Raw genomic sequence first — 21,548 nt, 5'->3', positions numbered from 1 at the left:
AAACAATTTTTGATTTCCGATTAATATTAGTACCCTTTTGCTCTTTTCAATTTGACCAACAATTGCTTATTTGCTCCGGCTCCGCTCATACGATAAAGATTCCAGTTGTCCCGGTCCACCTCTTCCAGTCTAAAGCTTTGTGCCGGATCAACCAGGTGTTGTTTCACCCATCTCGGAAAGGCATTGGCAGCACGTGCATTTTCCCAGGTACGGATGACATCAAAAATGGCATCTTTTTGCGGACAACTTTCTACTTTCTTCTGATCTAATTTCAGGCTATAAGTAGATCCTGTTCCTACTGACATGGCCTGAATATGTTCATACTCTTCTACAGTAGATTTTTCCGTTATCGGAAAGTTGCCGCCCATGCCTACCGGATAATAATTGGCATAGGATACATCTCTCAGATCCTTACCCTGTGAGGTTGTACTTCCCCATTCCCGTGTCTCTACATCATACAGATTCTTACCGCCTCCCACATTCCAGATACTCTGATAATGCCAGGATCCTTCTGAAAGTGTAGCTCCTGTAAATCGGATATCTGCTATACCATGCTGCTTCGCTCTTTCGAACATCTTTCGAAAGAAACGTTTTGCAGAATAGTAACCATGACCATTGTTAAACAGAAACTCTTGTCCATCAAAATCATAGTAGCCTAATCCGTTCAGGTAACATACGTCTGCATAATACTCCGCAATCTTATCCTGCAATTGCATATTGGGGATCAATCCGTCGTATCCATAATTTATCGTCACCTGCAGTTTATAAATGGTATCCATGGCTTGATGTGCCGTAGCTGTGGTCTTCCAGTAACCTCTTTTTACATTTAATAATCGATATGGCGCTGAATCGGATACACCGAGGTAATGGATCAACTCTTTTCCAATTTTTACCATATTCAAACTCTTGGCATGACCTTCCCAGCTGCCGATTTCATCCAGATACTTCGGATCGTTGACATATATCAAGGTATCGGTAGCATCGATATTATTGACCAACAGGCGTTTTTGCTGATACCACAGGCTATCGCTTGGAATAGGGCTGGCATCTTTGGTACCGGGGGCCAAAGCGTTGGTGATCGGAGTCCTTCCAATCACGATATTGTGTTTTTTTGCCAGGTCGGCATATTCCTTATGTGACAGGTTTCCACTGGTCAGCTTAAGGGGTTTCTTCTCAAAATTCTTTCCGTCCAAATAGCCCTCATTACCCCGGTCTGCCCGCACAAATCCCTGGTCATACAGACTGATCGCTTTAAATCCCAATCGCCGGGCGTACTCAATCATATTGTCGTACAGCCCTCCTTCTGTCAGCACATCAGGTACGTAAGCCGCCGGGTCTTTTATCCACTTGCCATTGACCTTAGGATACGGCAGGCCTTCTTTCAAAACAATATCCTGAATTACATCCATCAAAGCAGTACTATCCGGACTTCCCCATAGTGCTATGGAAGATCCGATATAATCTACTCCCGCCAATGGCTGTACCTGCAAATGGTTAGGTTTATTAACCGGCATGTTGGGAATCAACGAAAAATAGACTTCGCGTTCGCTGCGTCTGTCTCTCGATTGATACGTGATCGAAATACGACCATTTTTATCTATCTCGGCTGCATTACCGTATAAAATACGATAATACGGCTCTTTATGCGCATAGAAAGCTACATCGCTTATTCCATCACCTCCAAGTGTAAACACCTGGCCCTCGTGCAAGTGTTTAGGTAAAGGGAAACGCTCCGGATCAGGCGAATGGATGATGTACTGAAATGGTGCAGCATCGCCCTGAATATCGGCTGTGCCGCCAATGGTATTGTCATTGAGCGCCAGCATACCAATGGCATAGTTAACCGCTTGGCTGGTATCCCGGCTTACACCAATGATCTCCCCCATCAAGTTGGTAATATTGGTATGATATGACCCCCATTGAATCGCTTCAATATCCTGAGAATTGGTCAGCGACAACAGCTTCATCTTAACATATTTTGCATCCGGCTCGATCCGAATCCGAGCAGACGATCCATTGGAATAGCTGAGGGTTATAATCTTCTCACTCTTTGAATAGCTGGCCTTTTCAGGATAGGAATAGATCCTTTTCTTGGCGTTATAAAGTACCATCAGCGGTGATGGTTTATCCGCCGGACTAAATTCCCGATAGGGCTGTTTGGTTATATTCTGCATACTCGTGATATAGCCCCTCCCGTCGATCACGATTTTAAAATAATTCGTTTGTAAAACTGTTTGCGCAGATATGCTCTGTCCTATTCCTAACAGGAGTAAGATCAATATACAACGCTTCATAAAACTCTTAGCATGGTGTATCATCTGTATAAATTTACTAAATAAATTAATTCATTAAATCTTTACCGTAGCCGATTTTCCGGCTTTGATGGTGACTTTTTGCTTCCAATCCAAGAATGCGTTTTCACCAAGTGGTCGCATGGCTTGACTTTCCTCTTCGGCCATTAGCGTGACAATAGCGTCAAAAGCTGTTGGATTGTACAGTGTCAAGGTCATTCCAGACTTCGTTTTCTTCACATCTTTTAACTCCAGATGATCGAATACATATACTTTGCCCAGGTCCTTACGGATGTACACGCCCGGAATCTCGATCGCCATCATCGCTCCGTTGGTTTCGTTCCACCCCGTTTGCCCGCCGTCACCGCGTGATCCCCGGCTATCAGCGTCACAATAGGTCAGACGCTCCGTAATCTTACCGTTGGGCTGAACGCCCTCGGCGTGGGCATGGATCACATCCCTTATGAAATCTGCATACAGGCTATCTCCGGTTGCACGGTACAGCTTAAAGAGTACATCGCCGGATTGTGTACAGAAGCCCGGAGCGCCGTGCTTATTCTGGGTACTCGCCCATACTGCACCCGTCAGGTTCGCTCCAAGTTTAGCCAAGGGGGTATGTGCCGGAAGGCGGTAAGGAAACGAAACTGTCCACGATGCCGTATAATTGGCCAAATGCCTCGCCTGTTGCAGATACTGGTCGTTTCCGGTCACCTCGTACAAGGTCATCAAAGATGTAGTCAACGCTATAGCCGTTTCTGAATCTGCATTCTGCAGGATATCACCGCAGGCCCCGGAGGTAAATCCGACGACTTCAAAGTTCCGGTAATAATCAGCAGCGGCCTCGCGAGCTACCTGTAAGTACTCGTCGTTATCAAAATACAACGAAGCAAGTGCCAAGCCCCCCACAGCCATGGCTCCGCTCGTCGTATTATAGGCTGCTACTTTGCCTGATTCGATATCAAAGTAGTTGCCCCAGGTTCCCTCTTCTTTCCATGTCTTTACAAAAGCATCCGCTAAAAGACGCACATTCGTTTTCCAGTCTTCAGCTACATCTGTAGATTTACCTTGCTTCTCTAGCAGCATGAATTGTTTGACCATCCAATATAATACATCTGCATTTTTTCGGGTCAGGCCGATTCCGGGAACCCATTTCGCGGCATCTCTATTGATGACCTTTCCATCTGCGCCTAACACATCATAGTAATAGCCACTCTTTCCCTTGCCTCTCGACAGTGCAAAATCAAATGTATTTTTTACTTTCCCCAGATGATCGCTATCGCCTAAGGCTAACATCGGGAATGTATTCATCAATCCGCCGACCCAACCATAGGACATCCAGTCGGCATTCTCCGGGCAGTAGTATGCAACACCATCGCCTACATAATAGCGATCATCAATATTTTTGGTCATCCTGGTCAAGACTTCGCTCATGGGCATCAGATTCCTTGGCTTTGCTTCCTCAACGTGAGCTTTTCGTTCGCGCATAAAGTGTTGATAAAGGGTAACAACGTCTTTACTTTCAAAGTCTATCCGGGTTACCCGGATCGTAATCTCATCGCCCGCGACTACCGAAAGCCCTCTATCCGGACTTTTACTGAATCCGATGAACTCGGGTTTACGCTCCCGCACGCCCGGCGCACTGATGACAAAACTGGCCACCTGCCTATCCGGAGTTTCTTCCAGGATAAAGGCATGATCCTTTACCGTTCCTTTCCAATCTATCCCTTGATCGGTAAACAGGAAAGTCCCCTTTTGAGCCTTTCTATCCAAATATGCGATCAAAGGTGTGGATGTATTACTGATATTGACCTCCAAGCGTGATTTGGCACCATATTCGGGGGATAGCTGTGGAATTGGATTGGATGTCAAAGCCAGGTCTTTTCTGTAGTAATCTGTCTTGTCCAGTCCAGTTGCATATTCGCGATTCACAATACGCTGCCTATTCCCATTATACACAATAGATGGTATCATGACAAAATTGTCACTCGTCCAGTTATATTCATCAAAAGCTACGGCGACTCCCACATCGGACATCGTACGCCTGGCCTTGAATGTAAAGCGATATGTCACTCCCTTGCCATTCTTTCCGGGGACAATTTCTTGCTTAACCTCCCAATTCTTCGAATCTGCTCCTATCTGTTGACTTCTCAGTAATTTAGCTTCCTGATATTGGCAGTCCAACAGTCGAAATGCTCCCGGATTATCTTGCTCCTGTGGCAACCAATTCTGTCCAAATACCGACACGGAAAGCATGCTCACCAAAATCGTCAATATCATTTTCTTCATTTCTTTTATATATCTATGCGTTCAACATTTAGTTTCTTAATACTCCTGCTATCAATACGTTACTTGCTTTCCTGGATAACGTACCAGGCTGTACCCCCCGGTGCGATTTCGACCTGCACCGTAATGTCAGATTTAGCATCCATCGCTTTAACTATCGTATTCCCGTCTGCTCCGGTCAATTTTGCTTCTCCTTTTATCCCCGTATAGTATAGGGGCAACTTCATCTCTTTTTTAACGACTTTATCCGTTGGGTTAAAAAATACAACCATTCCTTTTTCTGCAATAAATGGATTGACATGAAGCATACAATCAATATCACGGCCATTCGGACGACTCACATGGATAATCTCCGAAGTCAGGATTTCGCGATGCTTCTTAAACCAATTGATCCATTTGGAGACCATGGCCTTGGTTTCAGGTGTATCATAAAGACGATTTCCACGAATCGTAAACTGACTACCGCTGGCTAAGAATTGTATCAACTGCCGCTCATAACGATCTAGATTCTGGGACAAGGGCTCTAACCCTATCCTTGGATCGTTGGAATAAAACCCGACCAGCTGCATGCCTATCCATCCCATCGTTGGCAACTTGTGCCAGGTTCCATCGTAAATATACTGTCTGCCCAATAACATCTGTTGGTCGGGTGTCAGATTAGCACTAGCTTCCCGATAACCCATTCCTGTAGCCGACTGCCCATTTAAAAAATACCAATCCGGTATCGGCACATACATATTGCGTCGTTGCAATTCATGCAACACTTCCACCTGGCTTTTCCACTGCTCCCACTGTGAGTCGTGCAACCCATGGTGATGCGGGTGTTCGGTAGATGCACATGGGTCGCCATGGTAAGGGCCATCCATATTATATGTCATTAACCCCGTCTTATCAAAAAACTCCCACATTTTGGCATAGTAGCTATCTTTCCAAGAACTGGCGATACATACGCTTTGCCCAAATACGCTACCGGGCTTTCCCGTAACCGGATGTACACAATCCACGTCTTCGCCACGTCCACGGGAAGCTACCTGTAATTCATATCCTCCCATTACTATTCCCTTGGCCTTGGCATACGAAGCTATGTCTTTCCATAGGGACACATATTTCTCTTCCAGATTATCATGACTGATTCCGGGCCAGGCCTGGATATCCAGTCTTTCCATGCCAAGCTCGCCCATTTGATCTATAAAATTCTTCAAGGTCTTCTCATCGTGTGACGTAATTCCTCCTGTAATCAACGATTCGGTCGTTTGGGGAGCTAGCTTTTTATACATGCGGCGATGCGCTAAACTCTTTCTCTCCCGGTCATCACTGTCTTGCAGCAATTCAAAAGTGATGTACGATTTGAAAGGGGTCGCTTTGGATACATCCACATCCGGCCCCATCGGCAGATAACTCAAGAGCAGATTGCGATGCGGGAAATTCAAAAAATTATCTTCTGCTTGATTGTGTGTTGCCCAGGTATGGTACGCTTTGTCTACTACCCATTTAGTCGTTGATTCTCCAGCCTGATAAGCTTCGATCTTGTCACCTTGATAGTGCATCAGTGCGCTTCCTTTTAAATTGGCATTGACCAACGCAAAAGAAAAATCGCTTTCGACATGGATACGGTCCACCTGATCTTGATTGACCGCCAACACCTCTGTCTCGATTTGGTTTAAACGTATCTTTTCATTCCCACTATTCGTTACCTCTACCCATTTGGTCACTACCGGAAGGCCTTGATAGATTTCATAATTAACCTTTACTTCAACATCTTTCACAGCTTTCATTCTATCCGAAGGCTTGAACGTGAGTATAAGCCTTAGCCCCTTTGCCGGCCAATCCGTAGCTACGGCATTAAACTTTTGTTGCCATGGGTAACGCTCCAAGGGTGCTCCCGTCTCTACAGCGGCAAGTACAAAGGCCTGATCATCCCCTTCCATCTGAGACAACCAGCTTTCGAGCAAGTACGATTGTTCAGGTTGTCCTTTCAGTCCACCCACCTCATACCATACACTATCGATCATCACGCGGGCTTCAGGTTTTACAGCCCGTAGGTATTCAGCCTGATTGCTCAGGTTTTTGTAACCTATACAAGCCAAGTTGTCCGAAACGTAGAATGTCCGCGACACCAGACCATTATTAAGCTGAAAGCTGGCGATGTTATCACCCGGATTCTTCTTAACCAACAACTGACAAACATCTTGCACTTGTTTAATCAACCAATCCGTTTCCAGAGGCTTATTTTCAAATTCGTCAACAAAGCTTTTGCCCATCCCGGGTTGCCCAATATGTTTTATCAACGCTGTCCTAGCGGCTGTCCTATTATTGTCTTGTTCCTTCTTCTTTTTGTAATTCAGTAAAAAATCAGCTTGGGAGTCAAAAGCCTGTTGGTCAAAAGTACTCCACCTTACCTCATATATCTCTCCCTTAAATGCGTCTTTTCCTTCGTCCGAAATCGCGATAGAAAAATTAGTCGCAATCTTTTTTGTCGGATTGAAATTCCCTGTCTTTTTCCCGTTGATCCAAAGTTCTCCTTTGCCATTTTGGAAAGTAGCAGCCAAGTGGATCCATTCCGCTTTGACGGCACTACCGATAACTGTTGTTCCCCTCCCTCCGGAGATAAACACCCATTCTTTACCCCGTTGTGCAAACGCGTAGCCCTCCTTTGTGGCTCCATGTAATGCAACAATACCCAATTGTCTATCCTCCGGATTGACCTCTTTCGCTTTTACCCATACTTCAAAGACAAAATTTTCTTCCGCGCCAGCCACACTCACCGAGGTACGATATCCATCAGCTGTACCATTGAATAGTATAGAGCCTTCACCCTGTTGGGCTTTATCCGAAGGTGCATCTGCGTAAAATAAGGGCCTGCCGACTCGTGTTAGCGTAAAATTCCCTTTATCCGACTTGATCGTCTCCGGCGCAACCGCAAAAGTTATATTTCCGGCTTTACCGAAATTAACATGCACTAAAGGCTTCACCTTAGCCTGTACAGAAAATTGAAGTGCAATAAAAAATAAAAATATGTGCGTTTTTTTCATAATCAATAGTTTCCTCCTTAACATACCGATAAAGAGATTTAGAGTCAGTTCAAAATATCAGACCAGATTGCTGCCTGATATTAAATACTTTATATAAAAGATTCAAAGGTAAATATCAGCATAATCCGGAGATATAACTACCAGTAATTTGCTATTTTACTATGTTTATTTTGCGCTGGTTTATGTTTACGGTACTCGGTAATCGAATGGACTATCTTTTATAACAAAAGGCCAGTTATAACAGGATAACTGGCCTTTTGACAACCTGAAGTTGTTTAGCATCTAACAGGACTGGTTCGCCGAATCAATTCAATATAAAACTGACCGGTTGGTATGCCTTTAGATTGGTGGTTATTTCATTATTCTTGATGACTTCTCTATGTCCGATAATTTCTCCTCTCAGATTGACCCGTGTAACAAATTTTGCGTTCATCTCCCCGGGCAGCTTAATTTTGACTTCTCCATCTGTACCGGTCTGCTCCCATACCCGCAACAGCGTGCCTGCATTGCCGTCGGGATCAGCACCAAAAGCCGTAACCAACACGCCCTTACGGGATAAGGAGATTCCGGCTTTCTCGCTTGAAAGCTGCTTCCCTTTGCCTGTAGCCTTGATGGATAATAATGGTGTTCTTGCTTCCCAAGACTTAATGGCGATGTTTTCTGCTGTATGCTCATGTTGCGCGATCCCCCAAATTCTGACCCGCTCACTCCAGGAGCCTTCGGTCCAGTATGGGAAATTGGTATTCCACATGTTGTTATAAAGATTTACAAAAACGGCTGATTTCTCAGGTAAATAATCGTAATCATATTTCCAAAGCCCGGGTTCACCGAAACTCATTAGCGGAGCATCTATCGCGCAGATCCCCATACCAAAGCCACTTTTATCTGTTAACGCTGCGCCTGTGTGCACACCGTACACAAAACGGTTTCCGCCCACAACCTGGTCTTTCTCCAAATCCATTATCCCTCCTAATCTTCCCACTTGAACCTTAGCATGCTGTATATTGAACGGAAAGCACAACCACCCTCCTTCGGGCAGTGTATTAGGCACTTTATCCACTATATTCCATTCTATATCTACAAATGCCTGCGCATTGGGAAAGGTGAATTTTATAGCTACGGACTTCGCAATTCCATCTGTGTTGTCTGAACGGAGCACAATCTCGTCACCGAAAGCCGTTCGTTCTACTTCCACTTTCCAGTGCCGTGGTGTTACTGCCGAATACGGCACGTCTTTAGGCATATTAGGCTTCACGGAGGCATTAAATGAATTCGACATCGTACAATAGCGATTGTAGTAATCGAGGGTCTGATCGTAGGCAAACCGCTCATGTAAAAACTGCCCGAGCACAAACCCATCCTGCTGCATCACCAGTTCTTTGCCGGTAGATTTTTCAATCAGGGAAGCGATCCCTCCGCGAACCGTATCGATCCGGAGGGTAAAATATTTCGTGTGGATAAGGGAGGCATCATGCGCTATAGGAATAGATTTATAAGGTTCATTTTTCAGGACTTTGTATCCATTGGCCGGTACATCATTGACCCATATTTTTACACCGTCCAATTGAAACTCACCGCTTCTTGACCAGGGCAATGTATTATAGACTATGATCTCTCCTTCCTTCGCTTTCACATTTTGCGCAAGGGTTTTCAATCTGCTGTTTAGCTCATTCGCTACAATACTATCCGTAATGTGTATATAACGCTTATGTTCGTCAAAGCTATTTTCAAATTTCTGATAATACCCTTCCTTTCTGGCCTGCACAAAGTCATCCCCATATAAGTACCGTTCTATTCCCCTGTTTTTTCCATCCATGGAAAAAAATCCCCAACCGGGGGTCATAGCGCCCCATGTATGCTCGCCATACAGCATACTGTTCTCGTATGCTAAGGCCAATGGCTCTGCAATGGATTCGGTCCTAAGTTTCCACACATTCATCTGCGTGTTCAGAATATCCAGAGCAGGTATCAAAGGTCGTATATTTCGGGCTATTTTGGTTTCTTGGGGCATCGCCATTACACCGTGGATCCAGGGATCCACCATATCGCCTTTTATAACAGGCAGGTCGGGGTTTTCAGCTAAGAGAGCCTTTGCAAAGTCATCTAAAGTGCCGATATGAAGCTGGGCTCCCTTGATTTCGGCTGCCTCATTCCTAACCTTTTGAATCTGCTCCGGTGATGGCGGACCTTCATTATCGTGGGTCATTGAGATGGCCAGATAATTTTTAGCAGGCCAATCAGCAGGAGGCCTAATACCAGAGCCATATTCGGCCGTATAATTGCAAAGTATCCTTGATCCATCCGGGCCTTCCCACCAAAATAGTTTCGGTAGTATAGGGCCACGATTTGAATAATTGCAGCCGATTTGCAAAAATTTGATACCCGCATGATGTAACAGTGTTGGTAAGAACCAGCTATGTGCAGGTACATCGGTCATCTTAGCGGCGACAGGCAATTCCTGACCATATTTTCGGGCTACCTGGGAAGAAAATCCTAGCGCTCTTACATAGTCTTCGGGTTCAAAGACATCGGTATGCATGGTAGCCGGAAAAGCATGGACATTCATATAACCTTCCCGTAATGCTTGTTCAATCTTGAGTTTTCGTGCCGAAGCCTGCTCCTTACCCAAAATATTAGCCATCATCGGCCAACCAGCGATACTCCATTTAAACCGATCGGAAGGTTTACTGAGCCTCCGGTCGTCTTCAATCAATCGGATCGCATTGTCCATCATCCCCTCTCGGTAATCTTTCAACACCTCTTTTGCGGACATGGTGTACCCAAGATCACAATGCGTTTTAAACACTACCCACAGATCTGTTACACCGGGGGCCGTTTGTCCCGGTAGTAAATTGCCCGGATGCCCGGGCACAACTATAGGCGAAAATGGCTGCTGCTGCCCCCTTACCTCTTGGCCAAACAGCAAAAGAGATAAGAAGACAGCAGCATAACCACTTTTCAAAAAAACGCTACTTTTATCGGCGATTTTTAAGTTCATCAATAGGTATTTAAAAGATACGCTTTTTTGATATCGCTATCATTACAGCAATGGATCAAAAGTGCCACCCCACTCTTTATTCTGTGGCAACTCATCAGGTACAATAGAAATCTGCGCCGGATTTAAAGAGTTAAACCAGTGATTAAGACTCAAGTTGTAGCTATGATCGGCTGAGGCTGTTTTATCCAGATTGGATACAATAACCGCAGAGAATTTGGACCTTACAGAAGCAGTCATGATATTATCCGTGTTACCTGGCAATGCCTCGCCTTGATTGAGCATCAAGAATAAACCTTTTCTAGTGCCTTGGCTATTCAGAATATCATAGCGTCTCCATCTTCTTAAATCACTAAACCTAAACCCTTCAAAAGCAAGCTCTACCATACGCTCATTCATGATCGCTGTGCGAATATCGACCTGTGAAACTGCCGTAATACCATATTTCGAATCTCCACCGGGAGCAATGCCTGCACGTTGACGAATAGCCGATAAAGCAGTAATTGCCTCGCTGCCGTGACCTGCTTCATTGGCACATTCAGCAAGATTTAAGAGTAGTTCAGCATAACGCATCGGCGAGAACCAGCTTTTGGCTCCGGTAGCTACCCCCACTAAGGCTGATCGGTCTAAAATCGTATCCAGGCCTTTACGTTGGAAAAATCCGGTTACAGCGTTTTCATCACCATTTTGGACAAGCGGAGAAATACCACGGAATACCGAATTATCTCTTGCCGGAAGTACAGTACTAGGTGTAGCCGTGGGTTGCCACGTCCAGGCTTGCCAGTAAGAATGGGATCTTGGAGCTGTCATGCCTATCGTATTTACATCAGGTGTAGGGTACACGGTACCACCACACCAAATTGTTGCATAGAAACGATCGTCGCGATTGGTGTAAAAATCTGTTAAAAACTGTTGATTATATGCAGCATTAGACAATTGACCTTGATCAAACTGCATCGGGCTACCATCACGTTTTGGATAGGCTAGCAATAACGGCAATATAGGCTGATCGGTATTGGTAGCACCATTTGTAAACAGTAATGGTCTGATGGAGTTAAAGTTCATGTAACTATCCGGATAGTAGTACTGTCTGACCATGATCTGCTCTTTGTTGCTCGAATACCAAATTAACTTGTAGTTTGCAAACAAGCCAAAACCTGCGGCATCGGCCGCTTGTACGGCAGCTTTAGCCGCATTATAGGCGTTTGTCCATCTAGTTTGATCGTTTGTTGGATTAAACAACGGGCTTGCCCACCACATAAGTACTCTTGCCTTAAAACCAAGCGCAGCAGCACGGTTAATCCGGCCATAATCAGCTCCACTGTAGCTAGGCCACAATACAGGAGCGGCTTCGTCCAGATCTTTTATAATTTGTGCCACACATTCTGATGTTTTGCTACGAGGTACTTTCAATGAGTTTCTGTCGTTACCATCTTGTGTTTTCAAGATCAATGGCACACCTCCAACTTGACTTACCATACCCCAATAAGCCCAGGCACGCCAAAATTTGGCTTCACCAATTAACCTGTTTTTGGTACCTGAACTTATCACAGATTCGGGAATATCTGCCAATTGATCTATAAAATAATTGGCTTTATCTATATTGGTATAATTCAGGTTGGTAAAATTTGTTGCCACATCGACTATACCACGCTGAAAGTTACCTAAGTTTGCCCCGGACGAGTTAATACCCTCGTCGGCACTCGCTCCACTTCCAAGTGGCCAGCCAGGCATACTACCTCCGTAAATATCGTTCAAATACGCCTTAATTAACACAGAATCAGTCCACACATTACTTGGATTTATGGCATTCGTATTTTCATAATCCAATCCTTTTTTACATGACGAACCTAACAGAATTAGGACGATATATAGGATAAATTTATTTTGATTTAGATATTTCATGTTGATCTCCTTTTAATGTTAAAATTTAGAACGTTACACTAAGTCCGGCATTGAATGATTTAACAATAGGAAAAGCCGTACCGCCACCCATTTCAGGATCATAGAATTTTTTGTTGAATTTACTAATCACAAAAAGATTAGATCCGGATGCATAAAGACGAATATTGTTTAAATATTTACCATACAATTTGTTTGGCACATTATACGCGACATTCAAAAACTTCAGGCGCAGAAAACTTCCGTCTGCATACCAAAAATCACTTCCACTTGTGTTAACCGACCGTGTACCATCATTGGCGCTGTAGCGATACGGCAACCAGGCATCCGTGTTTTCCGGAGTCCACGATTGATCGTACCATGAACGCCATAACCTGTTCCACTCAACCCCTCCCGACAGATCGTTAAACGATTTTTTGAAACCGAATGATCCGTTGAAATTAGCCGTAATACTGATCCCTTTCCAATTTGCACTTAGATTTAAGCCCACTGCTTTCGCATTGTTGCTGTTATACAACGCGGTAATATCGTTAGCATCGATTTTATGATCGTCATTAAAGTCTTTATAGGAAAGCTGTCCGGGTTGAGGAGCAATGCCGTTGAACGTATAGCCCGGGTGAGCGGCAAGTAAAGCATCAACATCGGCTTGGGTTCTAAGCATCTTATCAACCGTATAACCCGTAATATAATTGGCAGAACGACCAGGTTTAAGTCTATCCTGATAATCGAAAGTGATGTTTTGATCTCTCTCTATAAACCACGAATCGCCATACGTGAAGTTCGCACCTACATTATAGTTTAATTCGCCGACGTTATTATGGTAATTCAAACTAAGTTCAATACCATCTGCTTTCATTTTACCATAATTTACGGCTGGTAATGGGCGACTAAAAGTCGGTGGCGTAGTCCCGATCCTTGAATCTAAGATATCATAAGTATAGGTATGCCAATATTCTGCCGTAGCACTAAAACGTTTTAAGAAACTGATATCGATACCGATGTTCTTGTTCTCGTATTTTTCCCAGGTAACGTTTTCATTTGGAAATACACCATATCGTATCCCCGGATTAAGTGAAGGTGTTGGCTGGCCAAAAAACGCGCTGGCTCCGGGGAGATATTTATCTTCATATTGCCAAGCTTCAATATTATCATTACCTGTTCGTCCAATAGAACCTCTTAATTTTAATGATTCAATTCCTTTTACATTGCTAAAGAAATTTTCTTTGGAAATGACCCAAGCCGCTGACGCAGAAGGGAAGAAACCCCAACGTTTATCGGGTGCAAAAGTTGCCGAACCATCATAGCGAAACGTAAAAGTAGTAATATACTTATCGGCATAATCATAAGCAAATTGTCCAACATACGATTTACGACCAGTTGTAGGTGAGAAACCATAGGTATTACTAACTTGTTTAGTAGCGTTATTATTTACAATACCAGCTCCTCCGGTAGAAGCCCACCATTGATCGGTCACATAAATAGGGAACCCCTGAATTTGGGCACTTACACCATCGGCACTCCTTTCCTGACGCTCATACACCAATGCCGTATTTACGCTGTGCTGACCAAAATCCCGCTCAAAATTTAATTGAAAGTTCACTTGATATTCCTGATTCCAGGACGACGTTTTTTGTATAGCAGCCGGAATTTGAGAATTACTTTTCCCTACAATGGTATTCAAATCCCAAATAACGGGCGTAATCTGTTTTAACTCGTAATAGGTGAAAGGACGCGAAAATATTTTTTGATTAAAATTGTTAAAGCTCTTTATATACCCAACTTTAGCACTTAACCCTTCTAAAAAAGGTGCAGTGTATGTCGCATTTAAGTTAATAACAGGTTTAAGGTTTTCACTCTTGTTGTAACCTGCCAATCCATCGGCTTCAGCTGATTTATTGGTAATCCAAAAATAAGATACCGGTAACCCTGATGCACTATACGATGGCATGTAAGGCTGCCATACCAGGAGTTTAGGGTACATATCGCCCGACCAATCGCCCAGAGGTGCATCAAATTTATTATTATTAACACTAAGACCTCCAAAAACCTTTATGTCTTTGGTAAGGTTAGCCGTTATATTTGCTCTAACATTGTACTTTTTTTCGTAGGTATTCTTAATAAACGTTTCTTGATCTACATAAGAAGCCCCAATAAAATACTGAAGTTTATCTGTACCTCCTGATGCACTTAAATTATGTGTAGTAATAGAAGGATTTACATAAACGTCTTTTAAGAGGTTGAAACCATACCCCTTGCCTCCGCCAAAGTCCGTATCTTTGAAATAGGCCTCTGCTTCGGGACTCCAGGGCGTGTTGGCCGGGCCAGGATTGCCTACCCCCCAAATTCTGTTATGAATAGCTCCCCATTCCATAATATTTGTGAGCTCCATGTTTTTTCCGCGGATATCTTTTCCGGTGTTTACCGAGTAGTTTACAGATGCCTTACCTGCTTTACCACGTTTGGTAGTGACTAACATAACACCGCCACCCGCACGAGCACCATAAGCCGCAGTAGTAGCCGCATCCTTTAATATGGTTACGTCTTCGATTTCATTAGGGCTTAAATTGTTGAATTCTGCTGCGTCATTCGTGACTTTTCCGTCAATAACAAATAAAGTCGGCGCTGTAACCCATGAGCTTGCCGTTCTTATACGCAGGCCGGGCATTGCCCCGGGTATGCCACTAGGGGTAGAAACATATAAGCCGGGCATTCTACCCGCTAATAAGTTACCAACTGATGTGGTCGGGATTTCAGCATCTGTTTCTGTAAATTTAACAGTAGCTACTGATCCACTCATAAGCTCTTTCTTTTGGCTTGTATAACCCACCACCACTACTTCGTCCAAATCTTCTATACGCGCTACCATAGTAATATTCAGGGTACTTCTCCCCTGTACTTGCTGTTCAACGATTATATGTCCAATATAGGAAAAGACTAGCGTCCCGGAGGAGGCCGACTTTAGCTGATATCGACCGTCTCCATCTGTAGCGGTTGAGTTACGTTTTCCTTTCTCAGAGACAGATACACCCGCAATGGGATTACCGTCCTTATCCAGCACCCGACCGGAGACAACGATTTCCTGCTGTGTTTGTCCTGAATTTTTTTCGATTTCAGTAATTGCACCTTTAATTGTATGGCTTGCGCTTAATGAAAACGATTCTGTTTCCGCTTGAACTTGGTTAGTATTCACGGCTAGCGCGCACAATAACGCTAGATTTCTGGTATTTCTACCAAAATTTAGAAAGTGCGGTAATTTAACATTGTTCATAATTTTGTGTTTTCTTTGTTTAGGATTAAAAAAAATACCGGACAATAAAGGAGTCACATCCCTTCATTGTTTCTTTTCATGGTTCTAATATTCATTTAGCATAGGCAATGTGTTTTTTTTTGTTATCAACTGGTTATTATCTCTTTACGATACACTCCTTATTTGAGTATATTTGGGTATCCGACTATCGAATGCACAGCCATGCAATTCCGCACCACTGTTTATAACAATAAATTTACAGACAATATAAAAGAATTACTACCAATAATTTGATTTTTTGTAATGTTATTTTGCACCCAATCCTTATTTTTTTTTGTCGATCAATTTTATTCGTTTTTTTGTAAAAGAAATTATTATCTTTAGCTACATTAGAAAGACCGTTTTTAGCATATTTTATTCTTTCAGAACCTTTTACAAACGTTATGGAACACATTTATGAAAACTTTACCTTTCCGCCCGACCAATCATTTACTGTTCGCACCGAAGAGTTAGAGGTAAAAAAATACACATCTTTAAAATCACATGTGAATTTTGAAATTGTGCTGCTAGAAAACTGTATGGGAAAGCGTTTTGTAGGTGATCACATTGAAGATTTTAATGGCGCTGAGCTCGTCCTTTTGGGAAGCTATCTACCTCATTGCTGGCAGTATCATAATACGATCAACAGCAAGAGGCCTGCCAGTGCCACGATCGTTCATTTCTATCCGGATTTTCTCGGAAATGACCTGCTGACCAAACCGGAAGCCGTACATCTCAATCAGCTATTTACCAATGCGTCAAAAGGTGTGCTGTTTTCTGGATCTATCGTAGCACAGGCCAAAGAAATCCTTATTCAGATGCTGCATGAGACAGGTCTATCGCGTGCCGTACTGATGCTGCAACTTCTGAACAAACTGGCATTATCCACTTCTTACAAGACGTTATCTTCGCCATCCTTTAATATCATCGAAACATCGACAGAAGCCAATCGAATAAATCGGGTCTTCGACTATATATTTAAGAATTTTAAAGAAGATATTTCGCTACAGGATGTGGCTTCTGTCGTACCTATGTCGTCTTCGGCTTTCTGCCGATTTTTCAAGATGCAGACCAACAGGACTTTGGTAGAATTTATAAAGGAAATACGCGTGGGACATGCCGCCAAATTACTGATGGAGGGCAATCATAATATCACAGAGATCTGTTACAAAAGCGGGTACAATAATATTTCTAATTTTAACAAACACTTTAAAGATGTAAAAGGTAGCTCACCGCGGGATTTTGTAAAGAAATACAAAACCGTTACTGAGCCCATTTAATTGTTAAACTCATAAAAAGGAATAGATTCTACCCACTTCTGTCCTTCGGTAGTACCTTTGACTCCCTTTTGATAGGTATTCATCAAAGTATTCCACTCTGCACATCGCGGGCTATACGACTCAGCCACGCGCCCCATCTCATCCAGATCGGCACCAACAGGTACCAAGATCGTCATAACTACAAGATCGTTGAATCGATATAGTGCAATGCGTTTATAGCCGGCCTTCCTGAACCCGGCCTCTACTTCGGGCCATACCTGCTCGTGATACGCCAGGTATTCTTTCAACTTCTCATCATTATCTACCGTATTAACGACAAATACCTTTTCTTCAAAAGCAGGTGCCACTTGACAGGTATCAGACTGCCCACACTTTATAAATAGTGCTGCACAGCTGAATAACATTACACGTAGGATTATAGCTTTCATAGTTAAAATCAATTAAAGTAAATATAAATGGCAACCATCACGGCAGCAAGTGCAGCCCACATGATCCAAATGGACCTGGAACTACTCGCTATCTCTTTATTCTTGACATCAAACAAGGTCGGAATCTCCGGATTCACGTAGGATCTGGTAAACGAGGTCACGGCTACGATCACGATGCTCAACGCTACGAAAATATAAAAAGAGAGCATTAGAAAATGTGGCCAGTATCCATGATAAGGGTAGTTGAGCACATGGCATACACCCAATACCAAGCAAATGAGCCCTCCTCCGTAAAGAACCACTTCGGCCGCAATGCCATTAACCCGCTTCCAAACTACTCCCCACAGAAAAACAACGGCTAATGGTGGCGAAAGGATAGAAACCAATCCCTGGGTCAGATCGAAGAATCCCTTGCCTGAATAGGAAAACAGCATCGCTATGCCGACACCTACTATAGCCGCTACCACAGTGACCCATTTACCCATGCGCACCTGTTGGTCGCGATTGAGTACTTTGAATTGCTGAACGACATCCAATGTAAATACCGTACAAAATGAGTTAAGACTGGAGGATACGGTATCCACTAACGAAGCGATCAATGCCGCAATGCTCAGCCCGAGCAAACCATGAGGCATCAGTTCTTTAATCATGGTGATATACGCATTGTCCGGAGCTGTATCTCTAAATAACACATAGCACATGATACCGGGAAGAATGAATATAATCGGCATAATGATCTTGAGTGTGCCGATAAAGATAGCTCCACGCTGACCTTCTTTCAGGTTTTTGGCAGCCAGCACTTTTTGCACAATAGTCTGATCGGCACACCAATAATATATGGCCACTACCGGGTACCCCAGTAAAATCCCTACCCACGAGTATTCGGAGTTAGACGCAGGCAGAAAGAGCTTCCAATAGGATTCGGGGGTCTGATTAACCAGCATATCGACACTACCTATTTTTTGGAACCCCAGAACGGTAAGTACTATGGATGAGATGATAATGATGACAGACTGAAATACGCCGGTGCGCACAACGGCTTTCAACCCTCCTATGGCAGTAAAGCTGGTGGCTACAACCGCTATCACCGCAATTGCGGTAAAAAGCGTACAGCCAAATATCCCTGATATGAGTAAACCGCCGGCGTACAACGCACTACCCAACCAAACGACCAATATGGAAATCAGACTATATACAATCAAAAAATTATAGGACCGCTTGCCGAATCGGATCAACAGGAACTGCGGGATGGTCGTAATCTTGGTCTTCAAATAATACGGCAGGAAAATCATGGCAAGCAACATCAGAAAGACCCATGCCAATAGTTCAAAATTACTGGCTACGATACCATGGGTGAATCCTATGCTGGCAAACCCGATCAACATCATGGGGCCGGCATTGGCGCCAAAGATGGAGAATCCGATCTGCCACCATTTTAGTGTACGTCCACCTAAAAATATATCCTGCTGATTCTTTTCTTTTCTATTGAAGCGAAATCCGACATATAACAGGACCGTAGCATATAATGCTAAAACTAAATAATCAATATAATTGAATGATAAACTCACAATAAGGCTGTTTTTATTACATGGTTACTAATGGACTGTAATTCGGTACATTATGTCTTTCCCACATCTGTTCCCTTATTACTTTCTTCTCTCTATAACAATACTCCCAATCGATCCGCACCGGCAATCCCTCCGATTCAGGTAAATGGAAATGACCTTGACTCAACGATGGATAAATCAAAAAGTACTTCTCCAACCCATACATGAGCGAATATAAGTATTCTATCATGCTATTTTCATGAGCCGTTGTCATTAGAAAGGTCGAATATAAGGAATAACCACCGGAAGAGAGTTGTAAATCACGACTTTGGCACAGGTCTCTTACGTCCATCCATTCCTTCATTCCTCCAAACTGGGTTGGTATAGGTTGTAAATGTCTAATTCCACAATTGGCCAACATCGGAAAAATCTTCGAAGTACGCTCTGACTCTCCATAAGCGACAATCAGGGAGGTTTGTTTGCAGAGTTCTTCGATTTGATCGTAGGCGGCTGAGTGTATAGGTTCTTCTATCCAACACAGCTCCTCCTCTCCAATAGCATCTATAAATTTCAACGCATCAGTGCACGACCATATTTGATTCGCGTCTACCGCAACCTTCATCCTATTGCCCACTAAGCGCGTAACATGCTTCACCCTTTCAATATCTTCACGCATATTTGTTCCAAAGTCCTTCCCGATTTTCATTTTGTAACAGTCCACTCCGGCATCCATAAACACACGCACTTCATCCTCCAGCTGTTTCAAGGTATAATTAGTTCCTCCGCCACTTCCGTACAGCTTTACTGCGTTTCTCTTACCTCCGACATAACGGTGCAACGGCATCTTTTGGCGTCTAGCTGCCAAATCATATAAAGCCATATCGACTTGTCCCAGCAAGGCTGATGCTGCTCCTTTAAATCCTTCATTTCGAATAGACCAGTATAGTCTAGGAAAAAACTCCTTATAGGGAACCCCTCTACTGTGAAACAGGATGGGAAACAAGCAGGTTTCTAAAATATTGGTATAGCTATTATAAACAGGCGCTTCACCGACCTGTCCGTCTTCATCCTCTATCGAAATAATGGACAGCCCAAAGTACGGGAAAGGCCCCATTGTTGCGTCCTGAAAGGATGTGACTGTAGCCACCGGCTCTAAAACTCTAATGCTGATTTTCTTGATATTAAAAATCTCATTATCTATTCCGTTCATCTATTGTCAATTAAGTGTGTGAAGGATTTCATTATAAATATCCGGGGACAATGCCCCTGCTTCTATCGCATGGAGCGAACTAGCAAGTTGTTCGTTGTCTGCTGCCCCAAGTACCATTCTAAATGGCGCCGGCACGGTACAGAGAAATCTAAGCGCCAACACATCGAGTGGCATTCTATGCTGCTCGGCGATTGCATTTACCTTTTGCGCCTGTTCAATCGTCTTCAGATCGAGCCAACTTGGAGGAGAACTTGAAAAGCTTTGGAAATTACGCCCTAACATGCCCATATTCAAGGGGCTCGCGGCATAGTATTCTTTGTTCGCACGACAACAACTGACAACAGTGGTACTAAGCGCCTCTATACAACAGGCATTGAGCTTATTATATTCCATAACAACATCAAATACATCCCCCTCCAGATAAGGCGCAAACCACTCCGGCATATTTCCTCCTATCCCGATTTTCCTTGTCAATCCCTGTGCTTTAAAATATTGCATCTGTCTCACTACCCCTTCGATGGTATCGGGGGCTATTGCCGATGGATCATGCAAAAAAAGAACATCGATTACCGAAGTGTCAAGGGTTTTTAAACTGTTGTCCAGACTCCTCTGCATACCGTCATTCGTATAATCATAGTGGCCTTCATCGGCCCTATAACTTTTCAGTCGGCCAACTTTGGTACTTATTGCAGGCCGGGCTCCATCCCACTGTGCCAGTGCCCGACCGACAAACTCTTCAGCATCCCCATACGCCGGGGCGGTATCTAAAGCAACAATGCCATGAGACAACGCGTTCCATATAGTGGCGATGGATTCGTCGGCATTCACCTCTCCCCATAGCCCTCCCAAGCCGGCGGTACCTAATATTATTTTATCTATTCCCGGATTGTACATTCTTTAGTTCTACGTTTACAGATTAGCGTCCTTTACTTACTCCAAAATACACCTTAGCTCGTTCTTCTATAATGAAAGATTATTTCAATTGGACATTTTGTACTATCCACGTACACTTTCGATAATTTTCAGCAGTAGAAATATGTTAGCTATTTGTAAAATTGTTATTAAAACCCGATTAAAACCAACGATATTTTAACAAAAATATATGTTTTTTTACCATTATTTTTCAGACAAGGCTTGGACTTGACCGATAAGTATGCCGTTGATCAACGACATAGTCTATATTAACATACACCGAATATTGAAAGATGCTCCACTACTTTTTCAAGTTGAAGGCCAACAGGATCATGGTCGAATTTAATAACGGAAAGACGAAGTGGCTATAATACGATGTCTA

11 protein-coding genes are annotated in these 21,548 nt (G+C 43.4%); 1 reads left to right on the top strand and 10 read right to left on the bottom strand.

The genetic code is table 11. From position 1 onward, the window contains the following. Positions 1-26: 26 nt before the first annotated feature. The 6 genes from E4F24_RS12725 to E4F24_RS12700 all read right to left on the bottom strand — a co-directional run bounded on the left by E4F24_RS12725 (position 27) and on the right by E4F24_RS12700 (position 15,771). Positions 27-2,318: a hypothetical protein gene (locus E4F24_RS12725; RefSeq protein WP_140939384.1), complete on the bottom strand. Its 2,292-nt coding sequence runs from the start codon at positions 2,316-2,318 to the stop codon at positions 27-29. A gap of 30 nt (positions 2,319-2,348) precedes the next feature. Further along, positions 2,349-4,577, bottom strand: coding sequence for a hypothetical protein (locus E4F24_RS12720; RefSeq protein WP_140939382.1), 2,229 nt, complete (start codon positions 4,575-4,577; stop codon positions 2,349-2,351). 59 nt (positions 4,578-4,636) lie between these two features. Continuing rightward, positions 4,637-7,606 carry a LamG-like jellyroll fold domain-containing protein gene (locus tag E4F24_RS12715; protein ID WP_140939380.1) on the bottom strand — a complete coding sequence of 990 codons (2,970 nt, stop codon included), beginning with the start codon at positions 7,604-7,606 and terminating at the stop codon, positions 4,637-4,639. Positions 7,607-7,910: 304 nt separating this feature from the next. Further along, positions 7,911-10,604 carry a glycoside hydrolase family 38 N-terminal domain-containing protein gene (locus E4F24_RS12710; RefSeq protein WP_140939378.1) on the bottom strand — a complete coding sequence of 898 codons (2,694 nt, stop codon included), beginning with the start codon at positions 10,602-10,604 and terminating at the stop codon, positions 7,911-7,913. A 42-nt stretch (positions 10,605-10,646) separates the two neighbouring features. Next, the gene (locus E4F24_RS12705) at positions 10,647-12,506 is read right to left on the bottom strand and encodes a RagB/SusD family nutrient uptake outer membrane protein (protein WP_140939376.1); all 1,860 of its coding nucleotides are present in this window, start codon (positions 12,504-12,506) and stop codon (positions 10,647-10,649) included. A gap of 25 nt (positions 12,507-12,531) precedes the next feature. After that, entirely contained in the window at positions 12,532-15,771 is a 3,240-nt protein-coding gene (locus E4F24_RS12700; RefSeq protein WP_140939374.1) for a SusC/RagA family TonB-linked outer membrane protein, read from the bottom strand. Positions 15,772-16,193: 422 nt separating this feature from the next. Here E4F24_RS12700 and E4F24_RS12695 point away from each other — a divergent pair, with 422 nt between their 5' ends. After that, positions 16,194-17,069, top strand: coding sequence for an AraC family transcriptional regulator (locus tag E4F24_RS12695; RefSeq protein WP_140939372.1), 876 nt, complete (start codon positions 16,194-16,196; stop codon positions 17,067-17,069). Here the strand turns inward: E4F24_RS12695 and E4F24_RS12690 are convergent. The 4 genes from E4F24_RS12690 to E4F24_RS12675 are packed head-to-tail and all read right to left on the bottom strand — an operon-like array spanning position 17,066 to position 21,148. Continuing rightward, the gene (locus tag E4F24_RS12690) at positions 17,066-17,497 is read right to left on the bottom strand and encodes an L-rhamnose mutarotase (RefSeq protein WP_140939369.1); all 432 of its coding nucleotides are present in this window, start codon (positions 17,495-17,497) and stop codon (positions 17,066-17,068) included. The two genes, E4F24_RS12695 and E4F24_RS12690, sit on opposite strands and share 4 nt — an antisense overlap. An 8-nt stretch (positions 17,498-17,505) precedes the next feature. Next, positions 17,506-19,065: an SLC5 family protein gene (locus E4F24_RS12685; RefSeq protein WP_181182487.1), complete on the bottom strand. Its 1,560-nt coding sequence runs from the start codon at positions 19,063-19,065 to the stop codon at positions 17,506-17,508. A gap of 16 nt (positions 19,066-19,081) precedes the next feature. After that, positions 19,082-20,254, bottom strand: a complete 1,173-nt coding sequence (locus tag E4F24_RS12680; protein ID WP_140939365.1) for an enolase C-terminal domain-like protein — start codon at positions 20,252-20,254, stop codon at positions 19,082-19,084. Between the two features lie 6 nt (positions 20,255-20,260). After that, positions 20,261-21,148 (bottom strand): aldo/keto reductase, encoded by an 888-nt coding sequence (locus tag E4F24_RS12675; RefSeq protein WP_140939363.1) that lies wholly within the window; start codon positions 21,146-21,148, stop codon positions 20,261-20,263. Positions 21,149-21,548 lie beyond the last annotated feature (400 nt).

Origin of the sequence: Sphingobacterium lumbrici (assembly GCF_006476045.1) — a bacterium.
Classification (GTDB): Bacteria; Bacteroidota; Bacteroidia; order Sphingobacteriales; family Sphingobacteriaceae; genus Sphingobacterium; species Sphingobacterium lumbrici.
This window is presented reverse-complemented; position numbering and strand designations above follow the sequence as displayed.